At 63.0% G+C, this 26,618-nt stretch carries 34 protein-coding genes and 1 riboswitch; of the genes, 13 read left to right on the top strand and 21 right to left on the bottom strand.

What is annotated here, in order from left to right:
- Positions 1-128: 128 nt before the first annotated feature.
- Positions 129-308, bottom strand: coding sequence for a hypothetical protein (locus tag Q8O35_RS12880; RefSeq protein ID WP_305573954.1), 180 nt, complete (start codon positions 306-308; stop codon positions 129-131).
- A 201-nt stretch (positions 309-509) separates the two neighbouring features.
- Here Q8O35_RS12880 and Q8O35_RS12875 point away from each other — a divergent pair, with 201 nt between their 5' ends.
- The 5 genes from Q8O35_RS12875 (at position 510) to Q8O35_RS12855 (ending at position 4,041) form a co-directional block, all read left to right on the top strand.
- Positions 510-1,433 carry a LysR family transcriptional regulator gene (locus tag Q8O35_RS12875; protein ID WP_305573952.1) on the top strand — a complete coding sequence of 308 codons (924 nt, stop codon included), beginning with the start codon at positions 510-512 and terminating at the stop codon, positions 1,431-1,433.
- 107 nt (positions 1,434-1,540) lie between these two features.
- Complete coding sequence (locus tag Q8O35_RS12870) at positions 1,541-1,927, top strand: hydrogenase maturation nickel metallochaperone HypA (RefSeq protein ID WP_305573950.1); 387 nt, start codon at positions 1,541-1,543, stop codon at positions 1,925-1,927.
- 1 nt (position 1,928) lies between these two features.
- Positions 1,929-2,588, top strand: coding sequence for a hydrogenase nickel incorporation protein HypB (gene hypB, locus Q8O35_RS12865; protein ID WP_305573948.1), 660 nt, complete (start codon positions 1,929-1,931; stop codon positions 2,586-2,588).
- A gap of 8 nt (positions 2,589-2,596) precedes the next feature.
- On the top strand, positions 2,597-3,073 hold the full coding sequence (locus Q8O35_RS12860; protein ID WP_305573946.1) for a hypothetical protein: 477 nt from the start codon (positions 2,597-2,599) through the stop codon (positions 3,071-3,073).
- 92 nt (positions 3,074-3,165) lie between these two features.
- Complete coding sequence (locus Q8O35_RS12855) at positions 3,166-4,041, top strand: Mrp/NBP35 family ATP-binding protein (protein ID WP_305573944.1); 876 nt, start codon at positions 3,166-3,168, stop codon at positions 4,039-4,041.
- A 72-nt stretch (positions 4,042-4,113) separates the two neighbouring features.
- On the opposite strand, the gene Q8O35_RS12850 is transcribed toward Q8O35_RS12855, so the two are convergent.
- Complete coding sequence (locus Q8O35_RS12850) at positions 4,114-4,581, bottom strand: hypothetical protein (RefSeq protein WP_305573942.1); 468 nt, start codon at positions 4,579-4,581, stop codon at positions 4,114-4,116.
- On the bottom strand, positions 4,574-5,032 hold the full coding sequence (locus Q8O35_RS12845) for a helix-turn-helix domain-containing protein (RefSeq protein WP_305573940.1): 459 nt from the start codon (positions 5,030-5,032) through the stop codon (positions 4,574-4,576). The genes Q8O35_RS12850 and Q8O35_RS12845 overlap by 8 nt, the downstream gene beginning before the upstream one ends.
- 127 nt (positions 5,033-5,159) lie before the next feature.
- Here Q8O35_RS12845 and Q8O35_RS12840 point away from each other — a divergent pair, with 127 nt between their 5' ends.
- A complete protein-coding gene (locus Q8O35_RS12840) occupies positions 5,160-5,792 on the top strand; it encodes a flavodoxin family protein (RefSeq protein ID WP_305573938.1) in 633 nt (210 codons plus the stop codon).
- A 150-nt stretch (positions 5,793-5,942) separates the two neighbouring features.
- Here Q8O35_RS12840 and Q8O35_RS12835 read toward each other — a convergent pair whose 3' ends face one another.
- The 5 genes from Q8O35_RS12835 to Q8O35_RS12815 all read right to left on the bottom strand — a co-directional run bounded on the left by Q8O35_RS12835 (position 5,943) and on the right by Q8O35_RS12815 (position 8,819).
- Complete coding sequence (locus Q8O35_RS12835) at positions 5,943-6,353, bottom strand: bacteriohemerythrin (protein ID WP_305573936.1); 411 nt, start codon at positions 6,351-6,353, stop codon at positions 5,943-5,945.
- 136 nt (positions 6,354-6,489) lie between these two features.
- A complete protein-coding gene (locus Q8O35_RS12830; protein WP_305573934.1) occupies positions 6,490-7,089 on the bottom strand; it encodes a YkgJ family cysteine cluster protein in 600 nt (199 codons plus the stop codon).
- Positions 7,086-7,679, bottom strand: coding sequence for a homoserine kinase (thrB, locus tag Q8O35_RS12825; protein WP_305573932.1), 594 nt, complete (start codon positions 7,677-7,679; stop codon positions 7,086-7,088). Before thrB ends, Q8O35_RS12830 begins: the two co-directional genes overlap by 4 nt.
- Positions 7,680-7,704: 25 nt before the next feature.
- Entirely contained in the window at positions 7,705-8,250 is a 546-nt protein-coding gene (pyrR, locus tag Q8O35_RS12820) for a bifunctional pyr operon transcriptional regulator/uracil phosphoribosyltransferase PyrR (RefSeq protein WP_305573931.1), read from the bottom strand.
- On the bottom strand, positions 8,247-8,819 hold the full coding sequence (locus Q8O35_RS12815; RefSeq protein WP_305573929.1) for a TetR/AcrR family transcriptional regulator: 573 nt from the start codon (positions 8,817-8,819) through the stop codon (positions 8,247-8,249). The genes pyrR and Q8O35_RS12815 overlap by 4 nt, the downstream gene beginning before the upstream one ends.
- Positions 8,820-9,002: 183 nt before the next feature.
- On the opposite strand from Q8O35_RS12815, the gene Q8O35_RS12810 reads away from it, so the two are divergent.
- Together Q8O35_RS12810 and Q8O35_RS12805 are read left to right on the top strand one after the other, a co-directional pair.
- On the top strand, positions 9,003-9,341 hold the full coding sequence (locus tag Q8O35_RS12810; protein ID WP_305573927.1) for an IscA/HesB family protein: 339 nt from the start codon (positions 9,003-9,005) through the stop codon (positions 9,339-9,341).
- A gap of 159 nt (positions 9,342-9,500) precedes the next feature.
- Positions 9,501-9,851 (top strand): IscA/HesB family protein, encoded by a 351-nt coding sequence (locus Q8O35_RS12805; protein WP_305573925.1) that lies wholly within the window; start codon positions 9,501-9,503, stop codon positions 9,849-9,851.
- Positions 9,852-9,927: 76 nt separating this feature from the next.
- On the opposite strand, the gene Q8O35_RS12800 is transcribed toward Q8O35_RS12805, so the two are convergent.
- The 4 genes from Q8O35_RS12800 to Q8O35_RS14855 form a co-directional block, all read right to left on the bottom strand.
- Positions 9,928-10,317, bottom strand: coding sequence for a Rid family detoxifying hydrolase (locus Q8O35_RS12800; RefSeq protein ID WP_305573923.1), 390 nt, complete (start codon positions 10,315-10,317; stop codon positions 9,928-9,930).
- A 262-nt stretch (positions 10,318-10,579) separates the two neighbouring features.
- Positions 10,580-12,754: a ferrous iron transport protein B gene (gene feoB / locus Q8O35_RS12795; protein ID WP_305573921.1), complete on the bottom strand. Its 2,175-nt coding sequence runs from the start codon at positions 12,752-12,754 to the stop codon at positions 10,580-10,582.
- Between the two features lie 18 nt (positions 12,755-12,772).
- Entirely contained in the window at positions 12,773-13,012 is a 240-nt protein-coding gene (locus Q8O35_RS12790) for a FeoA family protein (protein ID WP_305573919.1), read from the bottom strand.
- A gap of 50 nt (positions 13,013-13,062) precedes the next feature.
- On the bottom strand, positions 13,063-13,275 hold the full coding sequence (locus tag Q8O35_RS14855) for a FeoB-associated Cys-rich membrane protein (protein WP_371133132.1): 213 nt from the start codon (positions 13,273-13,275) through the stop codon (positions 13,063-13,065).
- 188 nt (positions 13,276-13,463) lie between these two features.
- Here Q8O35_RS14855 and Q8O35_RS12785 point away from each other — a divergent pair, with 188 nt between their 5' ends.
- The gene (locus tag Q8O35_RS12785) at positions 13,464-13,754 is read left to right on the top strand and encodes a hypothetical protein (RefSeq protein ID WP_305573917.1); all 291 of its coding nucleotides are present in this window, start codon (positions 13,464-13,466) and stop codon (positions 13,752-13,754) included.
- 29 nt (positions 13,755-13,783) lie between these two features.
- Positions 13,784-14,266, top strand: a complete 483-nt coding sequence (locus tag Q8O35_RS12780) for a GNAT family N-acetyltransferase (RefSeq protein ID WP_305573915.1) — start codon at positions 13,784-13,786, stop codon at positions 14,264-14,266.
- Between the two features lie 154 nt (positions 14,267-14,420).
- On the opposite strand, the gene Q8O35_RS12775 is transcribed toward Q8O35_RS12780, so the two are convergent.
- From Q8O35_RS12775 to Q8O35_RS12760, 4 genes are all read right to left on the bottom strand, one after another.
- The gene (locus tag Q8O35_RS12775) at positions 14,421-15,860 is read right to left on the bottom strand and encodes a DUF3298 domain-containing protein (RefSeq protein ID WP_305573912.1); all 1,440 of its coding nucleotides are present in this window, start codon (positions 15,858-15,860) and stop codon (positions 14,421-14,423) included.
- A 136-nt stretch (positions 15,861-15,996) separates the two neighbouring features.
- A complete protein-coding gene (locus Q8O35_RS12770) occupies positions 15,997-16,740 on the bottom strand; it encodes an amino acid ABC transporter ATP-binding protein (protein WP_305573910.1) in 744 nt (247 codons plus the stop codon).
- Entirely contained in the window at positions 16,727-17,509 is a 783-nt protein-coding gene (locus tag Q8O35_RS12765; RefSeq protein ID WP_305573908.1) for an amino acid ABC transporter permease, read from the bottom strand. The genes Q8O35_RS12770 and Q8O35_RS12765 overlap by 14 nt, the downstream gene beginning before the upstream one ends.
- Positions 17,510-17,602: 93 nt before the next feature.
- Positions 17,603-18,415 (bottom strand): basic amino acid ABC transporter substrate-binding protein, encoded by an 813-nt coding sequence (locus tag Q8O35_RS12760; protein ID WP_305573906.1) that lies wholly within the window; start codon positions 18,413-18,415, stop codon positions 17,603-17,605.
- A gap of 349 nt (positions 18,416-18,764) precedes the next feature.
- Between Q8O35_RS12760 and Q8O35_RS12755 the strand changes: the two genes are divergently transcribed.
- From Q8O35_RS12755 to Q8O35_RS12745, 3 genes are all read left to right on the top strand, one after another.
- Complete coding sequence (locus Q8O35_RS12755) at positions 18,765-18,908, top strand: hypothetical protein (RefSeq protein ID WP_305573904.1); 144 nt, start codon at positions 18,765-18,767, stop codon at positions 18,906-18,908.
- Between the two features lie 68 nt (positions 18,909-18,976).
- Complete coding sequence (locus Q8O35_RS12750; protein WP_305573901.1) at positions 18,977-20,119, top strand: AI-2E family transporter; 1,143 nt, start codon at positions 18,977-18,979, stop codon at positions 20,117-20,119.
- Positions 20,116-21,504, top strand: coding sequence for a murein transglycosylase A (locus tag Q8O35_RS12745; protein WP_305573899.1), 1,389 nt, complete (start codon positions 20,116-20,118; stop codon positions 21,502-21,504). Before Q8O35_RS12750 ends, Q8O35_RS12745 begins: the two co-directional genes overlap by 4 nt.
- Positions 21,505-21,586: 82 nt before the next feature.
- Here the strand turns inward: Q8O35_RS12745 and ribB are convergent, their stop codons facing one another.
- The 5 genes from ribB to fdnG all read right to left on the bottom strand — a co-directional run.
- Complete coding sequence (gene ribB / locus Q8O35_RS12740; protein ID WP_305573958.1) at positions 21,587-22,231, bottom strand: 3,4-dihydroxy-2-butanone-4-phosphate synthase; 645 nt, start codon at positions 22,229-22,231, stop codon at positions 21,587-21,589.
- A gap of 157 nt (positions 22,232-22,388) precedes the next feature.
- A riboswitch (FMN riboswitch) is annotated at positions 22,389-22,539 on the bottom strand.
- A 31-nt stretch (positions 22,540-22,570) separates the two neighbouring features.
- Positions 22,571-23,212 (bottom strand): redoxin domain-containing protein, encoded by a 642-nt coding sequence (locus tag Q8O35_RS12735; protein ID WP_371133131.1) that lies wholly within the window; start codon positions 23,210-23,212, stop codon positions 22,571-22,573.
- 27 nt (positions 23,213-23,239) lie between these two features.
- Positions 23,240-23,797 carry a peroxiredoxin gene (locus Q8O35_RS12730; RefSeq protein ID WP_305573897.1) on the bottom strand — a complete coding sequence of 186 codons (558 nt, stop codon included), beginning with the start codon at positions 23,795-23,797 and terminating at the stop codon, positions 23,240-23,242.
- A gap of 238 nt (positions 23,798-24,035) precedes the next feature.
- Positions 24,036-24,767 carry a 4Fe-4S dicluster domain-containing protein gene (locus Q8O35_RS12725; RefSeq protein WP_305573895.1) on the bottom strand — a complete coding sequence of 244 codons (732 nt, stop codon included), beginning with the start codon at positions 24,765-24,767 and terminating at the stop codon, positions 24,036-24,038.
- Between the two features lie 12 nt (positions 24,768-24,779).
- Positions 24,780-26,618, bottom strand: a 1,839-nt coding sequence (gene fdnG, locus Q8O35_RS12720; protein ID WP_305573893.1) for a formate dehydrogenase-N subunit alpha, incomplete at its 5' end; no start/stop codon positions are given.

Below are 26,618 nucleotides of genomic sequence, written 5' to 3'. Positions count from 1 at the left end.
GGGCATGCGCCCCCTGGACCCGCATGCCATTCGTCAGGGCCGTGACCGCGCGTTGCTCGTTCACGGCCCTGACGATTGGCATGCGGGTCCAGGGGGCGCATGCCCCCTGGCCGCCGGAGGCTATTCTCTTACGCTCCGCCGCCCAGCAGATGCGCTAGTCCCAATCCGGTGAGCACCGCCAGCACCATCCACAGGCCCGCCTTGGCGGCTCCTGCTGCCGCGCCATCGTACTGCACGGCGGCCACCTCGGTTTCCGGTGTCAGCGCATAACGCAGAAAGCGTGCAATTTCTGATAGAAGCGGAACCATGGCGTTCTCCTTGCTGGTACTGCGTTCTGGACGGTGCGGGCGGCTCGTGGCATGATGAACCCGGCCCACGCGTCCTGACTAGCAGCGCGGCGGGGTTATGGTCCAATCGCAATGCCTGAGGTGATGGTTCAGGAATCGTGATGCCCCACGCGAAGGATGTTCCGGTAGGGGTTCAGGTAAACGGATAGGCGGAGGCAGGGCATGGAGTTGTATCAGTTGCGCACGTTTGTGGCGGTGGCCGAGGAGGCGCACCTCACCCGCGCTGCGGAGCGGCTGTTCATCAGCCAGCCTGCGGTTTCCGCGCACATCAAGGCCCTGGAGGAGGAGCTGGGCGTGGCGCTGTTCACGCGCAGTTCCCGCGGCATGCAGCTGACGCGCGAAGGCCAGGCTTTGCGTGCCCAGGCCGAGGCAGCCCTCAAAAGCGTGGGCGAGTTGTTCACCCAGGCGCGCGCCCTGCGCGAGAATCTCACCGGTGAACTCAAGGTGGCCCTGAACACCGATCCGGAGCTTTTGCGCATGCGCAGGCTCATGGACGCGTTGCGTGTGGCGCACCCCAAGCTTCAGGTGCATTTGCCCCAAAGCGCGTCCAACCTCATCATTGAGGAAGTGCGCGCCGGACGGCTTGACGGCGGCTTCGCCTTTGTGGCCGAGCCTGCGAGCGCGAACCTCTCGCCGGAGCTGACCTGCCTGCACCTGGACACCACCAGCCTGCACGTGGTTGCGCCGCCCGCATGGGCAGAGCGCCTGAACGCATGCACCTGGTCGGATCTGGCCCAGGAGGCCTGGGTCTGGTTCACTGACGCCTGCCCCTGCCGGTCGCTTCTTGAGCGCCAGCTTTTGCCCTATGTGAACGAGGTCAATAAGGTGGCGGTGACGGACTACGAGGGGACCTTGAAGGCGCTGGTGACCAGCGGCGCAGGCCTTGGGCTCATGCACCGCGACGAGGCCCTGGGCTGGGAGCGGACGGGCGAGGTGTGCATCTGGCCGCATGACAAGCTGCCCATCGGCATTTGTTTTCTCACCCGATCGGATCGCGCCAGCGACCCGGCCATCCTGGCCGTAAGCAAGGCCCTGCGCGAAGTCTGGGGGCTCACCTCCGGCGAGTCTGCTCCAGAGGCCGGCTAGCTGGACGTGGGGCGACCGCCGCAGCTGCGCCAAATGTGCTCCAGCCGACCTTTCGCCTTGGCCGCCGCCCTTGCCGCCCCCGTGCTTTTGGGATATGCCCGAAACCCATGCACGAATTATCCTTGATAGAAAGCATGCTCTCCATCATCCGCGAGGAAAAGGAGAAGCATGGAATGAAGCGCATCGTCCGGGTGCGCGTGGTGAACGGCGCGCTTTCCGGCGCTGTGAGCGACGCGCTCTCCTTTGGCTGGGAGTGTCTGACCCAGGAGGGCGACCTTCAGGGCGTGATCCTGGAAGTGGTGGACGCGCCTCTGAACGTGATTTGCGGCGAGTGCGGCAAGCCCTTTGCGCCAGAGGACAGGCACTACATGCCTTGCCCTGCCTGCGGCGAGATTCTGGGCCACACCGTGACCAGCGGCAAGGAACTCTACATTGATGAAATCGAGGCCGACATCCCCGACGAACCGGGCGACGCGGCCACTACGGGAGACTGACATGGGCAAGACCGTCACCATCGTCCGCAATGTCATGGAGGCCAACGAGCGCCGTGCGGGCAAGCTCAAGGAATATTTCGACGGGGGCAAGATCCTCTGCCTGAACCTCATGAGCAGTCCGGGCGCAGGCAAGACGAGCCTTCTGGAGCGCACCCTGACCGACCTCAAGGGCGAGTTCAAGATGGCCGTCATCGAGGGCGACCTGCAGACGGACAACGACGCCCGCCGCGTGGCCGCCACCGGCGCCCAGGCCGTGCAGGTGAACACCGAGGGCGGCTGCCACCTGGACAGCTCCATGATCGAGGACGCCATCGCCGTTTTGGACATGAAGGACCTGGACATCCTGTTCATCGAGAACGTGGGCAACCTGGTGTGCCCGGCGGAGTTCAACCTGGGCGAGGACCACAAAGTGAGCCTCCTGTCCGTCACCGAAGGCGACGACAAGCCTGAGAAGTACCCCCTGATGTTCCACCTTTCCAGCGTCATGCTGCTGAACAAGACTGACCTTTTGCCCTATGTGGACTTCAGCCTGGACGCAGCCAGCGCCCACGCCAAGAAGCTCAACAAGGACATCGAGATCTTCCCCGTGGCCTGTCGCACCAACGAGGGCCTGAACGCCTGGTACGACTGGCTGCGCAAGGCACGCGCCTCCAAGCTCTAGGAAACGCCATGCCCGATGCCGTACGCGATTCAAAATTCGCCGTGCTCGTCACGGGCGGAAGCGAAGCCTCCCTGCGCAGCTTTCTGGCGCGCTACGTGAAGCCCGTCTTCGGCATGCAGAAGAACCAGTGGCGCATGAGCTACCGCGAGCGCTACGCCCTCACCGTGCTTTCCCGCCCACTGCGAGCGGGCGACGACGTCGGCAGCGTTTACGGCGCCCACGCCGGCAGCGGGGCGCTTGTGCTGGCCGCGCTGACGGCGGATTCGCCAGCCTCGGGCCGGAAGGCCACGCTGGCCTGGCTTGCTGACCAGGGCTTCGCGCCCGTGGTGGAGCTGGAGTTGGATGCCGCAGGCGCCATGAGCGAACTCATCGACCAGGGCGCGCAGGTGGTGAATTTCATCAACAGCCATTGCCCCTGGCGCATCAACGCCATAGATGATCTTGACGCCTACATGGCCAAGAACAGCAAGCCTTTCTGGGCCTAGGGCCATTTGACAACCGCGCGGCCCGGTCCTACCTTCCCCGCGATTTATTACAAACACGTTCGCCGGGCTTGCCCGGCTTCAAGGAGACGACCATGAGCAATGCATGCAAAAGCTGTTCTTCGGCCAGCGCCAGCGGAGGCTGCTCCTCCGGGCATGATCCCAAGAGCTGCGGCGAGAAGCCTGTTGACGAGAAGATCGCCAAAACCCTGAGCCGCATCAAGCACAAGATCGTGGTGCTGTCCGGCAAGGGCGGCGTCGGCAAGAGCACCGTTTCGGCCAACATCGCCATGGCCCTGGCCCTGGCGGGCAAGAAGGTGGGCCTGCTCGACGTGGACATCCATGGACCGAGCATTCCGCGCCTGCTGTCCCTGCAGGACTCCAAGCCGCACATCGAGCCGGACCACATGGAGCCTGTGCCTTACAGCAGCAACCTCTGGGTCATGTCCCTGGGCTTTCTGATCCCGGACAAGGAGACGGCGGTGATCTGGCGCGGGCCCATGAAGCTCGGCCTCATCAAGCAGTTCGTGCGCGACGTCACCTGGGGCGACCTGGATTATCTCGTCACCGACTGCCCCCCGGGCACTGGCGACGAACCCCTGGCCGCGCTCCAGACCCTGGGCCAGGAGGCCCACGCGGTCATCGTCACCACCCCGCAGGGCGTGGCCGTGGACGACGTGCGCCGCAGCGTGACCTTTTGCCGCCAGATGGGCAACCCCATCCTGGGCATCGTGGAGAACATGAGCGGCTTTGTGTGCCCGAGCTGCAACACCACCCACGACATCTTCAACGCCGGCGGCGGCGAGGCCCTGGCCCGCGAGATGGGCGTGAACTTCCTGGGCCGCATCCCCATGGACCCGGAAGTTGTGCGCAGCGGCGACGAGGGTTACCCGTTCATGAAGGTCCAGGGCGAAACGCCCACTGGCCTGGCCCTCAAAAAGATCGTGGAGCCGATTCTGGCTCTCGGCTAGGCTTTCCCTTACATTATTGCGCGCGCGGCGCGGGGTTTCGGCCTCGCGCCGCGTTTTTGTTGGGCAGGCGCGCTACGAGCCCGCGCCGAAGAGCTCTTTGAAGCAGGCTGCAAGGGTATTTTCAGCCTCCTTTTGGATTTCGCCATGACTGAGTATCTGGCCATCGCAGGGAATGCGGATGTAGCGGAACCTGTCTCCAAAAGATTGTTTCATCTTGTCTACATAGAATTGCGCCAGCGCAAGCCGCGACACGTTGGAGCGCCTTGAGGCAATGACATGCACAAGGACCAGGCGCTCCAACGGGTCTGCTTCCATCTCCAGCAGCGGCCAGTATTTGCCTACGTTGGTGTCAGGGTGCGTTTGCCCGACCTCCACCTCCAGAACCAGGGCGCGGCTCTCCTTGAGGAGCATCCCGTCGCTCTTGAAGGCCATTGCGACCTTCTGGCCGGGGAAGGCTGTGCTTGGGGAGGTGTAGCTGCCTTCGTCCATGCCTTTGAGCAGGTTGGTGAGCTCCCTTTCCAGATCGCCCTGCCTACCCATTGGGCACCTCCTGCTTTGCACCGTCGAAGTACCTTGGGTGCAGGCCTTCCGCCTTTGCGGGGTCGGCAGGCTCTGGAATGCCTCCGGTGATGATCTCGGCCCCGCCCATGGCAGCTTCGTAGCCGGCGCCCCAGTCGCGCATGGTCACGAGAATCGGGAAAAGTCCCAGCCCCTGCGGGGTCAGGGAGTACTCCACGCGGGGCGGCACCTGCCTGAAGACCTCGCGGTGGATGAGCCCGTCGGCCTCCAGTTCGCGCAGCTGCCGCGTGAGCATGCGGTCTGTCACCTCGGACATGTTTCGTTTGAGCTCGCTGTAGCGCTGCACCCCGGTCTGGCCCAGGTGGTAGAGGACGATGGGCTTCCACTTGCCTCCCATCACCGTGAGGGCCAGCTCGAAGAAGCAGCGGTAGGTGCGGCCATTCAGTTCTTTTGTGGCGCATTGCTTGGGCATGGCAGGCTCCATGGTATACAAAATGATAGTACCTGTTAAAAATGACCGTACTTGCGTAAATAGCAGGCGTTGGCTATCAGCTAATTGCCCCGGGAACGGGAGTCAACACAATTCGCGGAGGTATCGCATGAAAGTCGTCGCCATTAACGGAAGCCCCAGAAAAGACGGCAACACCCGCCTGCTACTGGAGGCGACCCTCAAGCCTTTGGCCGAGGCGGGCTGGGAGACAGAGTACATCCAGATCGGAGGCAAGAACATCCACGGCTGCCGCGCCTGCGGCAAATGCTGGGAAACGCAGGATAGACGCTGCGTGTTTGGAAAGGACATCTTCAACGAGGTGAATCAGAAGGTTTTGGGGGCAGAGGCCGTGATCTTGGGCTCGCCCACGTACTTTGCGGATGTGACGGCGGAAATGAAGGCCTTTATTGACCGCTGCGGGGTGGTGGCCATGGCGAACGGCAGCCTGCTGGCAGGCAAGATCGGCGCCGCTGTGGTGGCGGTCCGCCGGGGCGGCGCCATCCACGTGTTTGACACCATGAACCACCTGTTTCAGATCTCGCAGATGGTGTTGCCGGGCTCTACATACTGGAACATGGGGCACGGCATGGACCCAGGGCACGTGGCGGAGGATGCGGAGGCGCTCCGCAATATGCGGCACCTTGGCCAGTCCATCGACTGGTTGGGCAAGGCCATCCAGGGCAGCGTCAAGCCTTACCCGGTCCTTGCGAAGGGAGAAGTATGGCTGGATGAGGGGAAGTGATCCCTGCCACGGCGGGGCCGTTTCTCTGGCCGTTTTCATTCTTGCTTATGCGGCGAGGATAAATAACTCATTGTCGATTCAAGGCGGGGGCGCGGCGCTCCCGCCTTTTTTGCCAGGACCCAGGCGCGGCTCGTTGCTTTCTATTGCGAACTAGTTTTTGGCGGCTTCCTGGTCTTGGGCGTGGCGCACGATTCTGGCGTCTTCTTCCTGAATGTGCTGCTTGAGCCAGTCCACCAGGAAGGCCATGAGTTCGGTGAACTCCAGGGAGCCGTCCAGGCAGGCGTCGGTGAGGGCGTGGGTCTTGGTCACAAAGGCCCGGTGCAACTCTGCGTGGCGCAGCCGGTCCGCGTAGCCCACGCGCTCCATAAGCGCCTCCTCGTCGAAGAAGTGCTCCTTGGCGTAGAGATACATTGCCGTCAGGGCGCGCATGATCTCCGCATCTCTGTCTGGGCTGAGGCTGACCTCATGGACCTTGTTGATGAGCGCAACAAAGGTCTGGTGCTCTCGGTCGATCATGGGATCGCCAAGACTCAGTTGCTCGTCCCAATCTACGAAGGCCATGCTTGCTCCAGAAAGGCGTAGGAAGGATGTGTCGGCTGGGAAGCCTGCGACATGATCTTCTATAGCTTAAGCGCGTACTTCTGCCAAGGGGCTGGTCGCTCTTGGTCCGGGACTGTCGGAGCAGTTTCCGGCGGGCTTAGAGGCGCGGCGGGCCCATGAGCAGCATTTCGGCGATGGTCAGATCCACGCGGGGCAGCTTGCCCATGCGTTCGCGGCCCAGCAGGTCCATTTCCAGGCGCGCCAGTTCCGAGAGCAGGGGCGTGCGGTCCAGCAGGGCGGGTTCGCAGGTCTTGGCCAGGTCCTGGGCGCGGTCGCAGCCGGGGAAGGCCGATTGCTGGCCGCCGGAGCGCATGAGCACGTTGGGCACGCCATGCAGACGGCAGACCATGGGGCGGTGCTCGTAGATTCCGCAGACGAGGGCTCCTTCGGACTCCACGCTGGCCGGGCAGGGCACGCGGGGGCGCATGCCGGGCAGGGCGTTTTGGTGGATGCGCAGGTAGTCTGCGGCCTGGGCGCGGATTTCCGCCTGCCGGGGGGCGGGCAGGGCGGCGAAACCAAGGGCCAGGTCCGTCCACTCAACGTAGGTGTGGTGGCGGAAAAGCGATTCGCAGCAGCTATCCTTGCAGCCCTGGCAGGTGAGGCCAATGGCGGAGGCCGAGGCTGCGTAGGCCTGGTCCATGCGCGTGTAAAGTTCGCGCAGGCGGCGCAGAATGGGATTCTTCAAAGGCTTTTTCATGTCTGGTTTTCCGTAGGGGCTGCCTCTTGGAGGTCTGCCGTGAGCCAGGCGTGGAGGTTTTCCAGGCTGGCGTTGTGGTCGCTTGAGTCCGTGCTCAAGGTGAAGTCCGCCGCTGCCTCGTAGAGGGGCTGGCGCTCCCGGAACAGGTCTTCCCGGGTGCGGCCGGGCGCGATGGCCAGGCCGCGGCTGCTCCCGTCGCCCACGCGCTTGAGGAAGCTCTCCATGCTGATGTTCAGATGCACCACAGGTCCAAGCAGGTGCAGGCGCTCCATGGCTTCGCGGCCATAAATCACGCTGCCGCCGGTGGAGATGACGGCGCGCCGCACGTTTAAAAGCGCCACCAGGGTGTTCTCCGCCTCAAGAAATTTCTCCAGGCCCAGGCCGTCCAGCACGTCCTGAAGCGGCAGGCCGTAGTACGACTCGATGAGCCTGTCCGTGTCCAGGTGGGCCCAGCCGAGCTTTTCCGCCAGCATGCGCCCCAAGGTGCTTTTGCCGGCTCCGGCCATGCCGATGAGGCTGACCGAGCCCTGGTGCCAGAGGCGGGGCAGGTCGGCGGGCTCGGTTGTCTGCGTGGCTTCTGCTGCGTTCATGGGAGGCGGCTTTGGGTGGCCCTGGCTACGCGGCGGGCTTGGCGCGAAGGATGACCCTGTCCTGTTCGTCGCGCTCGGAAACCAGCACGTCCACCTGCTCGGAGCTGGAAGTGTTCACGCGCTTGCCCACGTAATCGGCCTGGATGGGCAGCTCGCGGTGGCCGCGGTCGATGAGCACAAGCAGCTCCACCCGGCGCGGGCGGCCGAAATCGAGGATGGCTTCAAGGGCGGCGCGGGTGGTGCGGCCGGAAAAAAGCACGTCGTCCACCAGGATGACGCTGGCGCCTTCCACCTCGGCGGGAATTTCCGTGTGGCTGATGGCCGGGGTGATGCCCAGGCTGCTCCAGTCGTCGCGGTACAGGTTGATGTCCAGTTGGCCCAGGATTGCCGGGGAGCTCAGTCGGGCGTCCAGCAGTTTTTTGAGCCTGCGGGCCAGGTCTACGCCGCGGCGTTGGATGCCCACCAGCACCAGCGGGCCTTCCTCGCCCCGGCGCTCGATGATTTCCGAGGTCAGGCGCTCCAGAGTGCGGGCCATTTCCTTGGCCGTCAGGATGGTGCGGATCTCGCTCACGGCTTTTCCTCCGTGTCCTTCACCAGGCTGCGGCGGCAGAATTCAACGGCTTCCTGGGAAAAATCTGCTATCTCGGGCCAGTAGAGTTTGATGCGCATGAGCCCGAAGAACATGTTGGCGATGATCATGCCTGTATGGTCCAGGGGCACGTCGCGGATGGTGCCGTTTTTCATGCCGCGGGCGAGGAAGTCCTCGAACAGGGCGCGCATGCGCTCGATGAAGCGGCCCATGGAGAGCTTGGTCAGTTCAAGTATGCTGTAGGTGCCGAGCACAATTTTGATGTCCGCCGCGTTGGCGTCCAGAAAGGCGAAGTGGCTGCCCAGGAGGTCTTCAATGGACAGGTTGTCCTTGTCCATGCGCGCGCGGCACTGCTCTGCCAGAACCTGATACTTCTGGTCAAAGATGTCCAGAATGTGCTGGAGGATGTCTTCCTTGCTCTCAAAGTGGCGATAAATGGTGCCTTCAGAGATGTCGGCGCGCCGGGCCAGATTGGCCGTGGTCATCTTGTGGAAGCCAACCTCGGAAATCATGTCTTTCGCGGTGGCTAGGATCAGGTCCTTGGTGCTCATGCGATGCCTCGGTAAAACGCCGGAAAGTGTCGGAATTAGAGGGGACAACACGTCCACCTGCACCTCGCGGTTTAGCCCAGAGTACCCCCTGGGTCAATGTTAGAAGCGGGCTTCTGCTCATTTGACAAACGACGGGCCCATCATTATCTATCCAGCTTCCACCAACGCTCCAAGGAGGCAGAGATGGTTGAACTGACTGATTCCGCAAAGGCCCAGCTGGATGGGTACTTTGTGGACAAGGAAAAATCCCCGATCCGCATTTTCATGGCTTCCGGGGGTTGAAGCGGCCCGAGGCTGTCGCTGGCTCTGGATGAGCCGCGTGAGAACGACGAGACCTATGAAGTGCAGGGGTACAGCTTTGTTGTGGAGCGTGCCCTGGGTGAGCAGACCGGAACCATTCGCATCGACATGACCCAGTACGGGTTCACTGTCGATTCCGAGAACCCCATGAGTGCTGGGGGTGGTGGTTGCGGCGGCAGTTGCGGCAGCGGAGGAAGCTCCTCGAGCGGTTGCTCCTGCTAGGGCTTGCCAATACACTGATTTATAGGGGCGGCGTTCCACAAGGACGCCGCCCCATCATTTTTGGGGGAGCTGTCCTGCGAAGAGGCGAGGGTCCTTACCCAGTACATCTGTCAACACTTCAGCCCAAGCGCCACCGGCGCAGAAAAAAGGAGTTCCCCCATGATTGCATTGAGTGAAACCGCCAAGGCGCAGCTGGATGGTTATTTTGCGGACAAGGAGAAGTCTCCCATCCGCATCTTTCTGGCTGGCGGCTGCTGCGGACCAAAGCTATCCCTGGCCCTGGACGAGGCCCGCGAGGGCGATGCCACCGTTGAAGCCGGCGGCTACATCCTGCTGGCTGAAAAGGCGCTGCTGGAGCAGGCCGGCAAAATCTCCATCGACATGACTGAGTATGGCTTCAGCGTTGATTCGGAGAACGCCATGGGCGGCGGCGGAAGCTGCGGTTCCGGCGGCGGCTGTGGTTCCGGCGGCTGCGGTTCGGGCGAGTCCAGCGGCTGCGGCTGCTCCTAGGCCCGGCCTCCAAAAAAAGAAGACGGCTTCCTCAGCGCGAGGAAGCCGTCTTTTCTTTGGGCCGCGTACCGGGGCCTTAGCCAGCCAGGGCGGCGATGCAGCGGATCTCCACCTGCGCCTCGCGCGGGAGGGCGGCCACGCCGATGACGGCGCGGGCGGGGCGATGCTGCGGGAAGAACTCGGCGTAAATCTCGTTGAACGCGCCGAAGTTGGTCATCTCCAGAAGATAGACGTCCACGGAGACCACGCGCTCAAGGGACGAGCCCGAGGCCTCGACGATGGTCTTGAGGTTGGTCAGGGCCTGGCGTGTCTGGACGGCGAAATCCTCGGGGAGGACGCCGGTTCCGGGATCGCAGCCGAGCTGACCGCTCAGGTAGACTGTGCCTCCGCAGGCGATTGCCTGGCTGTAAGGGCCGATGGCGGCGGGGGCGGCATTGGTGTGGACGACTTTCAGCTCAAGGGGCATGTGCGCTCCTATGTTGTGGTGAGCCCGGTGATGGGGAGAGGGGGCGGCCATTGGCCGCGCCGCAACCGGGACGCGCGGGGTGCGCTTCATGTTTCGCTATCCGGTTTGCGGGCAAAAGGAAAGGCCAGAACCCCGGAAAAGGGCCTGGCCTTTCGCTCAATCTGGTCTGGGGGGGCGGTGCGCCGGGCCTTGCAGCCAGACTCCCCGAACTGATGGCTGGAGTCCGGCTGCAGGCATGAACACTTCAAAACATGCTTTTCGTTTAGGCCAGCAGGCGCGAGGCCTGGAAGATGATAACCGCCACAACATAGGCCAGGCCGGTGTTGAAGGTCATGGAGAACAGCGCCCACTTCCAGCCCGCCTCCTTGGCCATGGCCACGATGGTGACCGAGCAGGGGGCGTACAGGATGACGAAGGCGATGAGCGCCAGGGCGGCTGCCTTGGAGAAGCTCTCATCCTTGGAGAGCATCTCCGAAAGGGGAGCGGCGTCCTCTGCATCGATTTCGCCCAGGGAGTAAGCCGTGCCCAGGGTGGATACGATGACTTCCTTGGCCGCGAAGCCGCCAAGCAGGGCGATGTTTACGCGCCAGTTGAAGCCCGCAGGAGAGGTGATGCTTTCCATGGCCACGCCTGCGCGTCCGGCGAAGGAGTTGCGAAGGGCCGCTTCGGACTGCTCTGCTTCGGCCGTTGCGAGGGCGTTGTCCAGCTCGGCCGGAACCTCCTGGCCCTTGGCCTTCAGGTCGTCGATCTGCACCGTCACGGCATCTGCGCGGTCCGTGAAGGTCTTTGCCGCGTCCTCGGGCAGGGCGGGGAAGGTCATGGCCGCCCAGATGAGGATGGAGATGGCCAGGATGATGGTGCCCGCCTTGCGCATGTACTCCCAGGAGCGTTCCCAGGTGTGGATGCACAGACCGCGAAGGGTGGGCATGCGGTAGGGCGGCAGCTCCATGACGAAGGGCGTGCTCTCGCCGCGCACCACGGTGGAGCGCAGCAGCTTGGCCACCAGCAGGGCGGCCACCCAGGCGCTCAAGGTCACTGCGGACATGACCACAGCCTCATGGCCGGGGAAGAATGCCGCAGCGAGCATGAGGAATACCGGGACCTTGGCCCCGCAAGTCATGAAGGGGGCGGTGAGCAGCGTGGCCAGCTTCTCCTTGGGGCTGCGCAGGGCGCGCGTGGCCATGACGCCGGGCACGGCGCAGCCGCCCGCGATGCCGCCGGACACGATGAAGGGCAGCACGCTCGTTCCGTGCAGGCCGAAGATGCGGAACACGCGGTCCAGCATGTAGGCCATGCGCGCCACGTAGCCCGTGTCCTCCAGCGCGGAGAGCAGGAAGAACATGATCATGATCAGCGGCACGAAGCCCATGACGCCGCCTACGCCCGCGATGGCCCCGTCTACGATGAGCGAACGCAGAAGGCCGTCGCCCATGGCGTCTTTCACAGTCTCGCCCAGCCAGGCGAAGGCGTCCTGCACCCAGGTCATGGGCACTTCGCCCACAGCAAAGGTGAGGGTGTACAAAAGATAGATGACCAGGCCCATGACAATCGGTCCGGCGAACTGGTGCGTCAGAACCTGATCCATGCGGTCGGAAAGGCGGATGCGCTCATGGTCGATGGCCGGGTAACGCACCACCTGCCGGGTGATGCCTGCGATGTAGCCGTAGCGGTAGTCGGCGATGATGGCGTCCGGGCTGGTGTTCAGGGTTTTGCGCAGGTGTGCGGCAACCTTGGCTGTCAGCGCCTCCAGCTTGTCCGCAGCCTCGGGGCTGGCCTCTCGCCCGCGGCGGATGACGCTGGAGTCGTTCTCAAGGTATTTGATCCCCACCCAACGCGCCGGCACTTTCCCGGCCATTATGCCTGCGGCCTGGACGATGAATTCCATTTCGTCCAGCACGGGATCAAGGTCCGGGCCATAGGTGATGCGCAGCGGGATCCAGGTGCCGTCTCGCTCCTGGGCCAAGTCGAAGGCGGCTTGCAGGATTTCCCGCTTGCCCTTGCCCTGGCGGGCCACGGTCTCCACGGCGGGGCAGCCGGTGAGCTTGGTCAGCAGGGCGGTGTCGATGTCCTTGCCCGCCTTGCGCACCTCGTCCATCATGTTGAGGGCCAGCACCAGCGGCACGCCCAGCTCCATGATCTGCACCGCCAGGTACAGGTTGCGTTCCAGCGCGTCGGCGTTCAGCACGCTTATGACGGCGGCTGGGCGGTCCTCGATGAGGAAGTTGCGCGCAGCCTTCTCTTCCTCGGAATAGGCGGTGAGGGAATAGGTGCCCGGAAGGTCCACCACGTCGACCTCCACCTCGCCCACGCGGGCGTGGCCCATCTTCTTCTCAACCGTGACGCCGGGCCAGTTGCCCACGTGCTGGTGCGAACCGGTCAGGGAGTTGAATAGGGTGGTCTTGCCGCAGTTTGGGTTGCCGGCAAGGCCAACGGTCATGGTTTGTTTTTGCACTGGCTACTCCGCAGTTTCAACAACGATGTGATCGGCTTCGCTGTTGCGCAACGTCAGGGTGAAGTCCCTCAGGCGCAGGGCCACGGGATCCTTGAGCGGGGCTTTGCCCACAACGGTCACTTCCGCGCCGGGGATGAGGCCCATGTCGCGTATTCTGCGGCCTAGCTCTCCCTCTGCGCCTATGGAGCAGATGCGCAGCTTCTGGTTGACCTGCGCTTGGCGCAGGGTGATGCACGAATCCATGAGAGTCTCCTTGCTGTGTTATGCAATGGTCAAAGACGGACCTGTGGGGCTCAGCGCGGGCAACCCGAGCAGCCTCCTGGAAGCGTCCTCATTTCAAGGCCCTTCAGGTCTGATTGCTTTGAGACTCCAGAAGGGCAGGAGCCCTTGCAGGAGCAGCCTCCACCGCAGCACGAACTCTTGCCAGTGAAACTTTTGTAGAACTTCCAAACCGTCAGGCCCCCGGCCAAAGCCAGGATCGAGAAAACCAGGATGTCTTGCCACATGACTCTTTGCTCCTTGTTTCGACGCGCCCACCCGGGCCTGCGCCGTCGCCTTATGAAATAATGAAATTGAAAGTCGTTGTCAAGTAGGTGATGGAGCTTCGCTCAAATCTGCGGATTGCGGCGTGTGAGGCTTGAAGGCGTGCGGGTTTTGTGGTTGTATCCGCCGCAGCAACTCAGGAGGAGCATACATGGGCAAGCAGGCCAAACGAGAGCGCAAGGAAGAGATGCAGGAAGCGGCGCAGAAGAACGCCGCAGAGGATATGAGCTTGACCGCGGAGGACAAGCGTTTCGCAGGAACGCTGAACTACCTCGCGCGCGGCATCATCATCGGCGGTTCGCTGGCGGTCATCATCGGTTGGATGTTTCCGGAGGCGAACATGGGCCGCGTGCTGGGGCTCGGTCTGCTGAGCGGCTGCTTGGCGGGCGTGACCATGATGAGCGTCCACGAGAAGAAGAAAAAGAAGAAGAAGGGCGACTGACCAGCCGAAGCAGAGGAAGGAGACGCTGCATGGCGCCAAGGCCAGGTCCATTCGTGTTCAGGCGCTTTGCTGTTGAGGATTTTGCCTTATTGTCCCAATGGCTGCTTGAGCCCCATGTCCGGAGCTGGTTCGGGGATCCCGATGAATGGCTGGGGGAGATACGCGAGACCTTCGCGGCCGACTGGGTCGAGCATTTTTTCGTCCTGCTGCCTGATGGCCCCGCAGGGTTCGTGCAGCGCTATGATTGCAGGCTTGCGCCGTCAGGCCCCTGGAGCGCGGAGCCGCCTGGAACCATCGGCATAGACTACCTGCTTGGCCGCCCCGAGCTTATCGGAAAGGGCCTGGGCACCCGACTTATCCGTAGCCATGTGGCGCACATCCAGCATGACCTGGGGCCCCGGCGGATCATCGCCGACCCGGATGCGGCGAATGCGGCTTCCATAGGGGCGCTGGCCGCGAATGGCTTCGCCCTTGATTCTGGCACCGGCCTGTACGTCCGCCCTGCATTCTGATCCCGTTTCTAGGCCGGCGACCTTCAGGTTGCTCCCGGCCCAAGACATCATGCCCACACGCTTTAGGCACGAAAAAACCAGGGCTGAGAACTCTCAACCCTGGCTGATTCTATTGCGGGGGTAGCCGAGGCTCTGCCCCGCCGCGCATGCTCGGCTATTTAACCGCCAGAGCTTCTTTGACCTTGGGGGTCAGCAGCGGTGCAAGGCGCGGGTGGAACAGCGGCACGCGCAGGGTCTGCGTGCCCTGGGCGTAGCTGGCCACCTGGTAGGGCGGGAAGGTGAACACCAACTCCGCGCCGTCGAGGACGAAGATGCTGAAGTTTTCGGCCTTGGGCTCCATTCCTTCGGGGAATGCCAGCCCGTCGAGAACGAGCGCCATGCGGCGTGTGGCCAGCTGCGACAGTACGCCCAATGCGGCGGGCGCGTCGGTGAAGATGTCGGCAAGCATCAGCTGGGCTTGCGTGCGCAGATCGAACACGAAGCTGGCATAGGTGGTGTTGGGGTGCGCTCCGCCGGTGTCCCTCATTTCCTCGAAGCGGATTGAGAGCAGCACGGGCGATGCGGTGTAAGCGCTGAAGGCGATGCGGTCCACGTTGGCGCGGGCGCGGCCACGGCCAATGCCGGTGCTCTTCAAGAGAGCCTGCACCTCGGCGCGGCGTTCTTCAAGATAGCCCTTGAGCGTGGCGTCCACCTGGGGCAGTCCGGTGACGGGCAGGGCGTAGCGGTAGTATTGTCCCCGGCTGTAGCTTTTGGCCATGCGCTGCACATTGCGGATGAGGGCGCTGGGTGCCGGGCGCTGGCTCTGTGGCAAAAGCTCGGGGCCGATGACGGCGTTTACTTCGCGGGTCAGGGCGTCCAGGCGCGCCAGATCGGCGGCCACCTCCCGCTCCAGGGACTCCCCTTCGGATTGAAGTCTGTGCAGTTCGGCCAGGGCTGGAGCGCGGCGTTCCTCAATCTGTTTGGCGTCCTGCCGGGAAATTTCCGAGAAGGTGCGCGGTTGATCCGCAAGTTCATCCACCAGGTCGCCCTTGGATGCGTCAGGCTTGGGGCGCTGGCGCTCCAGCACCCGGATGCCCTTGAGCCGGGAGTTGTTCTTGTATTTGCGGCCAGAGGCCAGGAACACCGTTTCGCCGCTTGGCAGGCGCACCAGGTACAGGGCCGGACCCAGGCGGCGCAGCACGCGCGCCCCGGTCAACGCCTTGGTGTCGATGGCCGGGTTGGCGGCGTAAAGGGCGGCGGCGTCAGCTTGCGCCTTTTGATGGCTCTCCCAACGCTGGCGCAGGCGCGGCGGGTCAAAGGCCAGCACCTGGGTCAGCACGCGGCGCAGGTCGTCGGAAACGGCTGGCGAGTGCGCTGCGGGGGCGAGGGCCTGGCGTCCTGCCTCGTATTCCGCCGAGGCCGGGGGCGTGTCGTTGATCAGCGTGTTGAGCCCGGAGAGGGCCTGAGCATCAGTAATGGCGGCTGGGGCTGCTGCGGGCAGTGGTTCGGGCTGCGAGGTTGGCGGAACCGTGCGTTCCAGGCCGCAGGCGGTCAGCAGCAGGGTCAGCAGGATCGCCAGAATGGCGGGCATGGTGTGGCGGGCGAGAATACGCATGAAAGCCTCCGGGTTGTGTCGATGGATAGCAGTACCCTTGGCAGGCGCAAGGCGCAAGACCGGACTGGGGCGCAAAAAAAGCCGCCCCCCCGGTTGATGCAGGGAGCGGCCTTTTGCTGCTGTTGGTCGCGTTGCGCTAAAGGATCTGGCTCAGGAAGAGCTTGGTGCGGTCGTGTTCCGGATTGGTGAAGAAGTGTTCGGGCGTGCCTTCTTCGATGATGCCGCCGTGGTCCATGAACACAACCCGGTCGGCCACTTCGCGGGCAAAGCCCATCTCGTGGGTCACCACGGCCATGGTCATGCCCTCTTTGGCCAGGGTCACCATGACGTCCAGCACCTCGCCGATCATCTCCGGGTCTAGCGCGCTGGTGGGCTCGTCGAAGAGCATGATCTTGGGCGACATGGCCAGGGCGCGCGCGATGGCCACGCGCTGCTGCTGGCCGCCGGACAGGAGCGAAGGATATACGTGGGCCTTGTCCTTGATGCCGACCTTGTCCAGCAGTTTCAGCCCCATGGCATCGGCGTCGGCCTTGGACATGCCTTTCAGCTTGATGGGGGCCATGGTCAGGTTTTCCAGCACTGTCTTGTGCGGGAAGAGATTGAAGCTCTGGAACACCATGCCAAGCTCCATGCGCAGCTTGTTGATGTCCGTGGTGGGCGCGTTAATGTCATGCCCGTCCACGATGATGGTGCCGGAATCAACGGTTTCAAGCTTGTTGATGGAGCGCAGGAGCGTGCTCTTGCCCGAGCCGGAAGGTCCGATGATGACGACCTTTTCGCCCAGGCTCATGGACAGGGACACGTTGTTCAGCGCCTTGAGCGCGCCGAAGCTCTTGCTCACGTGGCGGATGTCGACGATGGTTTGACTAGCGGCGGACATAATGGCTGAGCCTCGCTTCCATGATGCTTACACCCTTGGACAGGATGAGCGTGATGACGAGATAGACCAGGGCCACCAGGGTGTAGGTCTCGAAGTAGAGGAAGGTCTCGCTCGAGAACTCGCGGCCGCGGCGCAGGAGGTCGGAAACCGCCAGGATGGACACCAATGACGTGTCCTTCAACAGGGCGATGAATTCGTTGCCAACCGGCGGCAGAATGGTGCGCCAGGCCTGGGGCAGAATGACCATGAACATGGTCTGCTTGCCGTTCAGGCCAAGGGATCGCGCGGCTTCGGTCTGCCCCTTGTCGATGGCCGTGATGCCCGCGCGGAAAACCTCGCCCATGTATGCGCCATAGCACACGCTCATGGCGATGATGGCTGCGGTGAGGTCGTGCACGTTCAGGAAACGGCCCAAGGCGTAGTAGATGTAAAAAAGCTGAACCAGGAGCGGAATGCCCCGGATGATTTCAACGTAGGTGGAGGCCACGAGGTTGATGGCCTTGTTCTTGGAAACGCGCCCCAGGCCGGTGATGAGGCCGATGGCGCAGGCGCAGATGATGGAGCTGATGGTGACCTGGAAGGTGATGACGATGCCGTCGCCCAGGTAGACCAGCAGACGCTGGTAGGGTTCTGGGTGGACCAGAAGCAGGTAGATGATGGCGCCGACGGCGCCGACGATGCTGATGACCCAGGCGTTGAATAGGCCCCAGTCGCTTCTGCTGGGGATGGCGGCGCCTTCGCCCACGTCGATTTTTTTTGTTTCGGTCATGTGTGCTTGGCCTTTGGGGTTGGAATGCCGGGGGGCCACCATCTGGCGGCCCCCCGGTGAATGCTCAAGTCAGAACGGTCCTTGCGGGCCGGTCTACTTCATCTGGTGCTTTTCCTTGATCTTGTCGAAGGTGCCGTCGGCCTTGATGGCGGTCAGGCCCTTGTTCACGAGGTCAATGACTTCCTTGTTGCCCTTCAGCACGGCGATGCCGATGTTCTCGACCTTGTCGCTCTTCAGGGTGGCGGCGATCTTGATCTTGTCGGCGTGCTTCTTGGTGGTGTAGTCCACGGCCACCGGGCTGTCGGCGACGACGGCCTGGATGCTGCCCTTCACCAGGTCTTCCATGGCCAGGCCCACTTCGTCGTAGGTCTTGATGGCCTTGAAGCCCTTCACGTCCTTGATGACCAGGTAGCTTGTGGTGCCGATCTGGGCGCCGATGCTCTTGCCCTTGAGGGCGGCCAGGTCGGTGGCCTTGTCGTTCTTGGCGACAACGAGCATCTGCTCAATGGTCATGATGGGGTCGGAGAAGTCCATGCTGGCCTTGCGTTCTTCGGTGATGGACACGCTGGAGGAGATGGCGTCGTACTTTTTGGAGGCCAGGCCGGCGAAGATGCCGTCCCAGGCGACGTTCTTGAACTCGGCCTTGAATCCGCCCTTCTCGGCGGCGGCCTTGATCACGTCGACCTCGAAGCCAACGATTTCTTTCTGCTCGTTCATGTACTGCATCGGGGGGTAGGCGGCGTCGCAGGCGAAGACGATGGTCTTGGGGCCAGCGGGAGCGGCGGCGGTGGCGTTGGCGGCAGGCTCGGCTTTCTTCTCTTCCTTCTTTTCGCCGCAACCAACCACGCCCAGGGCGAGGACGCTGCACGCAGCAGCGATCAGCAGGGACTTGAACAGGCGTTTCATGTGAACTCCTCCAGTTGAAACGTTATTCTGAACGATGCAAATAGCCACACGTCCCGAACGGAGCACCTGACGGGTGCTCAACCGGGTGAAAATCCTGGTGCGCGCGCGCCCCATTCCCAGAACCGCACGGCACTGCCATCCCCTTTAGACACATCGACGGGAAAAAACAAGAAGCAGAAACGTGCTTGTTGTGACGGCGGGCACATGCTCCATTGATCCTTTGGCCTGCTTGACCACGCAGCCGCAGCGGCTTACAAGGGCTTAGTGAGGCTGCCCGCCAGATCCTTGGCGCCTTGGCACAGGCGGTCCGTTCCCCAGCTTTTTTTCAACCCGTATCGGGGCACGCCGTATGGCCAAGTCCAGAATGCTTGTGGGCGATGACGAGCGCGGCGTCAGCCTGGATATTTGGGGCGATGGCGCGCTGCTGGGCCACCAGATGACCAGGGGCGCTCGCGCGCAGACTGCGGGCTTCCGCGCTGCATCGACCACCTGAGGTTCTACCGCCTGGACGCACCATTCCCTCCATAGCACAACCACGAACCGCCAGGGGGCGGAAGCGCCATGATGAACAGCACCCCGGAGACGCCGGACACCCCGACATCTCAGCCCCACGCCAGTAAAATCTTCGCCTATTTCATGTTTTTTTTCCTTGTGGTCGCCTTCTTCTTCGGCTTTGTGCTGGTGGAGCCCTTCATGCACACCATCATTCTGTCGGCGATTCTGGCCATAATCTTTTCCCCGCTTAATTCGCGTCTGTTCACCCAGTTGGGCGAGCGGGCCAATTTGGCGGCGGGACTCACCTCGGCCCTTGTTGTGGTTCTTATCCTTCTGCCCACGGCTTTCCTTGTTTGGGGGCTCATCACCGAGGGCATGCACTCCATGCTGACCATTCGCGCCTGGGCGGACCGCAACGATTTCGCCGAGATTCTGCGCAGCCACCGCCTGGATCCGCTGCTGAACTGGGCGCGAGAGTCCCTGCCCTTCATCACTCTGGACGAGGCGGCCATACAGGCAAAACTGCTGAACATGACGCGCAACTTCACCCAGTCAATGCTGGACGCCAGCGCCACCCTTGTGGGCAACATGGCCAAGCTGGTGCTGCGCTTCTTCCTTATGATTTTCATGATCTTCTACTTTCTGCGCGAAGGCCGGGGCATCGTGAACAAGATCAAGTATCTTGCCCCGCTGCGCACCCATCAGGAGGACATCATCATAGAGAGTCTGCAAAGGGTGTCGCGCGCGGTGCTCCTGGGCAGTCTGTCCATTGCCGTCCTCCAGGGTCTGGTTGGTTCGATCGGGCTGTGGATCGTGGGCATCCCGCCCTTGTTCTGGGGCACCATGATGGGCCTGGCCGCGCTCATTCCCATCGTCGGCACGGGCCTCATCTGGATTCCGGCGGCGGCCTACCTGTATTTTTTCGGCGAGTGGCATTTGGCCGTGTTTTTTGTGCTGTTCAACGTGGTCATCGTCACCAACATCGACACCATCCTGCGGCCAATGCTTATGCGCAAGGCGGCGCAGGTGTCGCCCTTCTACATTTTTTTGGCCATCCTGGGCGGCATCCACGCCTTTGGAGCGCTGGGCATCATCTATGGTCCGCTCATCCTCACCTTCCTTATGGTGATGATCAAGATCTACGGCGAGGAATATAAGGATGTGCTGACCTCGCGCTCCGCATACCGCGAGTACAGGAACGAACCATGATCCAACACCCTTCCGGGCGTCAGGCCAGAACTGCGCGCTCAGTCCGCCGCCTTGTCGGCTTGTTGCTTTGCGTGCTGATTATGGCCTTCGGTTGCGCCAAACCAGCGGCACCACCACCACCACCTCCTCCTCCGCCGCCGGTGGTCGAGAAGCCCAGCTTTGAGCCTCTGAGCATGGAGCTGGCCCTGGAGCGCGTGCGCCAGATGCACCCCTCCACTCAGGGTTTAAGCTCCTGGCGTGACCTTGCGCCTGGTCTCAAGTCCAGCTTGGCATACGTTTCCGCCAAGCCTGCCGGGGGCATCGCCGTGGACAGGCCCGGCCTTAAGCTCACCTGGGAGGCCATGCGCCAAACCCTGGAAGACCTGTTGGCCGCCCTGCCGTTCCTGGACGAGGACCCGGCGCTCCTGGCTCAGGTCTTCGCCTGGTATCCTGTGGAGCAGAACACCCTGGTGACCGGGTATTACGAGCCGTTTCTGGAAGCCAGCCTGGAGCCGAACCCGGCATACCCCTACGCCATTTATGGTGCCCCCAAAGACATGCTCTCCGTCGATCTTGGCGAGTTCCATTCGCGTTGGAAGGGCCAGAAACTGCACTACCGCATGACGCAGAACGGCATCAAACCTTACCACTCGCGCGGCGACATAGATTTCAAGGATGCGCTCAAGGAAAAGGGAGTGGCGCTGGCCTGGGTCAAGGACCGCATCGACCTGTATTTTTTGCATATCCAGGGGTCCGGCCGCCTGATCCTGCCCGACGGCAGCATTAAGCACGTGCTGTACGCGGACAAGAATGGCCGTGAACTGGCCATGCTGGGCCGCACTGTAATCAACCGCGGCTACCTGACCCGCGACGAGGCCAGCATGCCGCGCATCAAGAGCTTCGTGCAGCAGAACCCGCACCTGGCTAAGGAGCTGCTCTCCGCAGACCAGAGCTATGTGTTTTTCCGTCTTTCAGACGTTGGCCCGTATGGGAGCATGGGCAAGCTGCTTACCCCCATGAGCTCCATCGCCGTGGACCGTTCCCTGGTGCCCTTGGGTGCCGCCCTGGCGATGACCGTGCCCCTCCCCACGCCCAAGAGCGGCGGCCCGGCGCGCCTTTCCGGCCTGATGATGGCCCAGGACACGGGCGGGGCCATTGTGGGCAACCACGTGGATCTGTTTTGCGGGTCTGGGGCCTATGCTGAGTTTGTTTCAGGCCGCATGAAGAACCCCGGCCAGCTGCATGTGCTGGTGAGCCGCCGAGCTCTGGAGTCCCTGCCTGCCTCCAACGATGCCGCAGTGGCGCAGCCCGCGCAGTCCATGAAGAACGGCAACGGATACAAGGGTGTGCAGAACGGGAAGAACGGCAACGGGCAGAAGAACGGCAACGGCGCGGGGCAAAATTAACAGCGCCTTCGTCTGATTTGACAGAAGCGATGCCGCCACGAAAAGGGCCGCCGGGAGACAGTTCCTCCGGCGGCCTTTTTGTTTACGCGTGCCTTTCCTGGCGGTAGCGCACCAGGTCGGCCACGGACATGACGGGCAGGCCGTGAACCTCGGCGAAGACCGTTATTTCCGGCAGCCGCGCCATGCTGCCGTCGCGGTTGGTCAGTTCGCATAGCACGCCGCTGGGATCCAGCCCGGCCAGCCGCATGAGGTCCACTGTGGCCTCGGTGTGGCCGGGGCGTTCCAGCACTCCGCCGGGCTTGGCGCGCAGGGGGAATACGTGTCCAGGGCGATGCAGATCCTCGGGCCGTGCGTCTGGGGCGACGGCGGCGCGCACTGTGGTCACGCGGTCGGCTGCGGAGACGCCGGTGCTGACGCCCCGCGCCGCCTCGATGGTGACGGTGAAGGCGGTCTTGTTGCGGCTGGAGTTGTGCTCCACCATGGGCGGCAGCTCAAGGGCGTCGGCGCGCTCGTCCGTCAGGCACAGGCAGACGATGCCGCTGCATTCGCGGATGAGCAGGGCCATCTGTTCGTGGTCTACACTTTGCGCCGGGAAGATGAGGTCGCCCTCGTTTTCGCGGTCGGCGTCGTCCACCACAAGCACGCCGCCTCCGGCGCGCAGGCTCTTCAGCGCTTTCTCAACGCGGGTCTTGGGATTTCCGAAACGATCAAGCAGGGACTGATTCATGGTATGCCTCATCATGAAGGGCAGGGGGACCAGAATCAGGGCGTAAAAGACAGACGCCTCAAGCGCAGCGGTCCAGGCCAGAAGGCCAAGCGGCCAGGAGGCCGGGCGCACCGCGCATAAGGAACGCCGGGGCGCAATGGTCCCGGCGGGCAGGCTGCCTCATTCTCTTCCATCCGGACTGTCACCGTCGGCTCCGGAATCGCACCGGATCTGCTGACCCCCCTCCACGCTGGAGCGGGCGCTCGCGGGCTCCCTGAAAGGATCAGGATACCGCCGGTGGGGAATTGCACCCCGCCCTGAGAATAAGTGCGGCACCATACTCCGGGCGGACAGGGCGCGTCAACGGGCCTTGCTGGTGGAATCCCCTTCGATCTTGTGCAACTCGCCCATGATGATCGCGAGATCCGGGCGGAGGTTGATGTTGAAGCTCCGGGCGAAGCGCACCACGCCCGCCTTGTCGATGATTATGACGGCGCGTTCGGTGGTGCCGTCTGCGCGCAGCACGCCGTAGTTTTGCGCCACCGCGCCGTGGGGCCAGAAGTCCGAGAGCACCGGGAACCACAGGCCGCGCATCTCCACGACCCAGGCATACAGGGAGGGCAGGTTGTCTGCGCTGATGCCCAGCACCACGGTGTCGTATTCATCGAAGAGATCCTTGGCCAAGTTGTAGCCGGGCCACTGGTCGGAGCACACGGGCGTGAAGGCCGCAGGCACGAAGGAGAGCACCACGTTCTTTTTGCCACGATAGTCGGACAGGCACACCAGACTCTTTCCTCCTTGGCCCGGCACCACGCCAGGCAGGGCGAAGTCCGGGGCCGCCTCGCCCGCGCGCACCTTCAGGGAGCTGTCCAAAGGTTTCAGCGGGCCAGGATCGAAGGTCATGTCCTTCAGGTCCACGGCGCAAGCCGGAACCGGCTGCCAGAGAAGGACGGTGAATCCCAGCATTGCGGCGAAGATAGGGGCCAGCGTGCGTTTTGTCATTGCGATTCTCCTTCGGGGAATCCGGATTTAGCGCTGCGCCGCTGCGCGCAGAACCTCATCGAAAAAGGTCTGCTCGTTCTCGAATTGGCCCTCGTGGAAGTAGAGCACCTTCAGCCCCTTGCCGCCGGGCAGCGGGCGCAGCACGAAGTAGGACGGTGTGCCGACGTTCATGAAGGTCTTGTGCAGCACGTAGTCCGCGTCCGGGATCATGGGCATGGCGGCCTGATACTTCTTGCGGAAGAAGTCCACCTCAAAGGCTGAGTTTCCGGCGCCCAGGGCGACGAACTTGAGCTTCTGCCCCTGTGGGGAGGCCTTGAGGCGCTCAAAAACACGGTTCACCGCCGGGGCTTCAGCCTGGCAGCGCGGGCAATACATGCTGAACACCTCCACAAGCAGCGCCTCGGCCTTGATTTGCGAGAGGCGGAAGGATTTGGCTCCCTCCGGCAGGCCCAGGTAGGCGGACTCGCCAGGTTGGAGCTGTGCCTTCACCACTTGGTCGGGCAGCACGTCGCCCGGCTGGGGCTTGGCCGCCAGGGCCGGCACGGCAAGGAGGATAAGCAGGAGGGCTGTCGCCAGTCGGTTCATGGTGCGCTCCAGGGATTGGGTTTGATTGAGCAGTAATGATAACGCATGCTTTGTTCTTGGCAAGCTTTGTGTTGCGAGATTCGGCCTTGAGCGGCGTTTTGTCTGCGCCGCCAGGCGCTTAAGACTTAAAATGCAATCGGGGGGCATTTCTGCCCCCCGAAGGGGAAGCCGCCGGATTGATCCGTCCGCCCCGGCGGCCTCCTGATCTCGAGGTGCTGGTCGTCGTTACAGCATAATCCTAGCCCAGGATGTTTTTCACCGGCTTTCTCAGCGCGGCGAAGAGCTCCTGGCGGGTGTAGCCGCCACGGCCCGGCAGGGCCGAAGCGTCGGCCATGAGGTTCTTGGCGTACAGATTGGGCGCATCCGCCGTGAGGAAGATGACGCGCACGCTGTCCGCGTCCACCAGCTGGGCCTTGGGGTGCTTCTTTTTGACCTCGGCCAAGCGCTTTTCTCCGAGCTTCAGCATCTCGTCGCGATCGCCGAAGTTCATTGTGCCCGTGGGGCAGGAGGTGACGCAGGCCGGGCGCTTGCCCGCTTTTACGCGGTCGTTGCACATGTCGCACTTGCTGATGATCTTGGTCTTCTTGTCCAGCCTCGGCACGTCGTAGGGGCAAATGCCCTGCACCGCGTCGAAGCTCTCCTTGGCGGTCTTGTCTGTGTAGATCACCGCGCCGGTCACCTCATCGATGAGGATGGCGTCCGGCTGCTCTGTGCCGGTCTTGCACGGGGCCTCCAGGCAATGGCGGCACTGGTCGGGCGTGAAGAACCACTGGAGCTTGCCGTCCACTTCCTTTTCGCTGAAGCGCACCACGCGCAGCGTGTTGTAGGAGAAGTCCGGCGGATTCTGGTGCGAGCCGGTGTTCTTGGTTTTTTCGCCCGGCAGCTTTTTCCACTGCTTGCAGGCGATCTGGCAGCCGCGGCAGGCCGTGCACTTGGTCAGGTCCACGAGGAAGCTCTTTCCGTTACTCATGACGCGCCTCCTTTAGGCCTTCCGGACGTTGACCATGAAGGCCTTCGACTCGGGGATGCCGGTGTTCGGGTCGCCCACGGAGGGAACCAGCAGGTTGGCTGCGTCGCCGCCGCTGCCGTCCTTTGGCCAGCGCCAGCCGTAATGCCAGGGGATGCCGACCTCGTGGACGGTCTGGCCCTGCACAGTGAAGGGCTTGAAGCGTTTGGTGACGATGGCGATGGCCCACAGCTTGCCGCGGGTGTTGTCCAACCATACCTTGTCGCCGTTCTTGATGCCGCGAAGTTGGGCGAGTTCCTCGCTCATTTCGCAGAACATCTGCGGCTCGGCTTCAAGCAGCCAGGCCTGCGGGCGGGTCTGCAGACCCGTCTGCCAGTGTTCCGTGACGCGGTAGGTGGTGCAGACGAAGGGGAAGCGCGGGTCGCAGACGTTGTGTTTCTCGCCTGCGAATATCAGCGCCGTTGGGTTGTGCAGCACCTTGGAGTACGGGTGCGAGGTCACCGGGCATTCCAGCGGCTCGTAGTACTCGGGGAAGGGGCCGTCGTTCAGGCCGGGGCCGTAGAAGGCGCCCAGGCCGTCTGGCTGCATGATGAAGGGATGGATGGCGCCGGGATTTCCGCCGCCGTCCACAACGTCGATGTCCCATTTCTTGCCTTCGGCGTTCCAGGCCAGCACGGCCTTGTGCGGGGCATAGGGCTTGCCGTTCAGGTCGACGCTGGCGCGGTTGTAGATGACGCGGCGGTTGACCGGCCAGGCCCACGACCAGTTGGGGAACAGGCCGACATTGGCCTGTGCCGGGGTCTGGTCTTTGGAGCGCTTGGCAGAGCGGTTGCCCTTGGGATCGCTCTCCACATACGAGCCGCAGTAGACCCAGTTGCCGGAGCAGGTGCTTCCGTCGTCGCGCAGGGATGGGAAGGCCCCGACCTGGGTGCCTTTCTTGAACACCTTGATGCTGCCGTCGGGCTGCTTCTCTTCCACGTCGCGGGTGTAGTAGCCGTTGATGAGCCGCGCGGTCTTGTGGGCGTCGAACTCATGTCCATCGCCCATGGCCTCCCAGTTCATGCCAAGCACGGGGCCGGGGAAGGCGCCGCCTTCCTTCTTGTACAGCTCGCGCACCTTCTGGGCCAGCTCGTAGATGATCTCGCCGTCGGGGCGGGAGTCGCCCAGGGGCTTGGGACCCTGATGGCGCCACTGCATCCAGCGGCCGGAGTTGGAAACCGAGCCTTCCTTCTCGACGCTCACCGAGCAGGGCAGCATGAAGACTTCGGTCTTGATCTTCTTGGGGTCCATGCCTGGGCCCTGCCAGAAGCCGCCGGTCTCGTTGTCGAAGATGTTGACGTTGACCATCCAGTCAAGCTTGGTCATGGCCTCGCGGGTCTTGTTGGAGTTGGCTCCGGAGACTGCGGGGTTCATGCCCCAGGCGAAGAAGCCCTTGAACTGGCCCTTGAGCATGTCGTCAAAGAGCGTCAGCCAGGAGTAGTCCTTGCCGGGTTCGAGCTTGGGGAACCAGTCAAAGCCCTTTTCGTGGTCCACCTGCTCGTAGAAGCTCTTGATGAGGCTGACCGCGTACTTGGGCTGGTTCTTTTTCCAGTTCAGGCTCTTGGGGTCCTTGGTGGAAGGGGTGATGCGCTTCAGGTAGTCGGCCAGCTTCTGCTCATTGGCCGAGGGCGTGGGCAGGTAGCCGGGGATGATGTGATAGAGCAGGGCCTGGTCGGTGGAGCCCTGGACGTTGGACTCGCCGCGCAGCGCATTCACGCCGCCGCCTGCCACGCCCATGTTGCCCAGCAGCATCTGCACCAAGCTCATGCAGCGGATGTTCTGCACGCCTACCGTGTGCTGGGTCCAGCCCATGGC

Origin of the sequence: Humidesulfovibrio sp. (assembly GCF_030689645.1) — a bacterium.
Taxonomy (GTDB): Bacteria; Desulfobacterota; Desulfovibrionia; order Desulfovibrionales; family Desulfovibrionaceae; genus Humidesulfovibrio.
The sequence above is the reverse complement of the archived record's forward strand: the minus strand, read 5'-3'. Positions and strand labels throughout refer to the sequence as shown.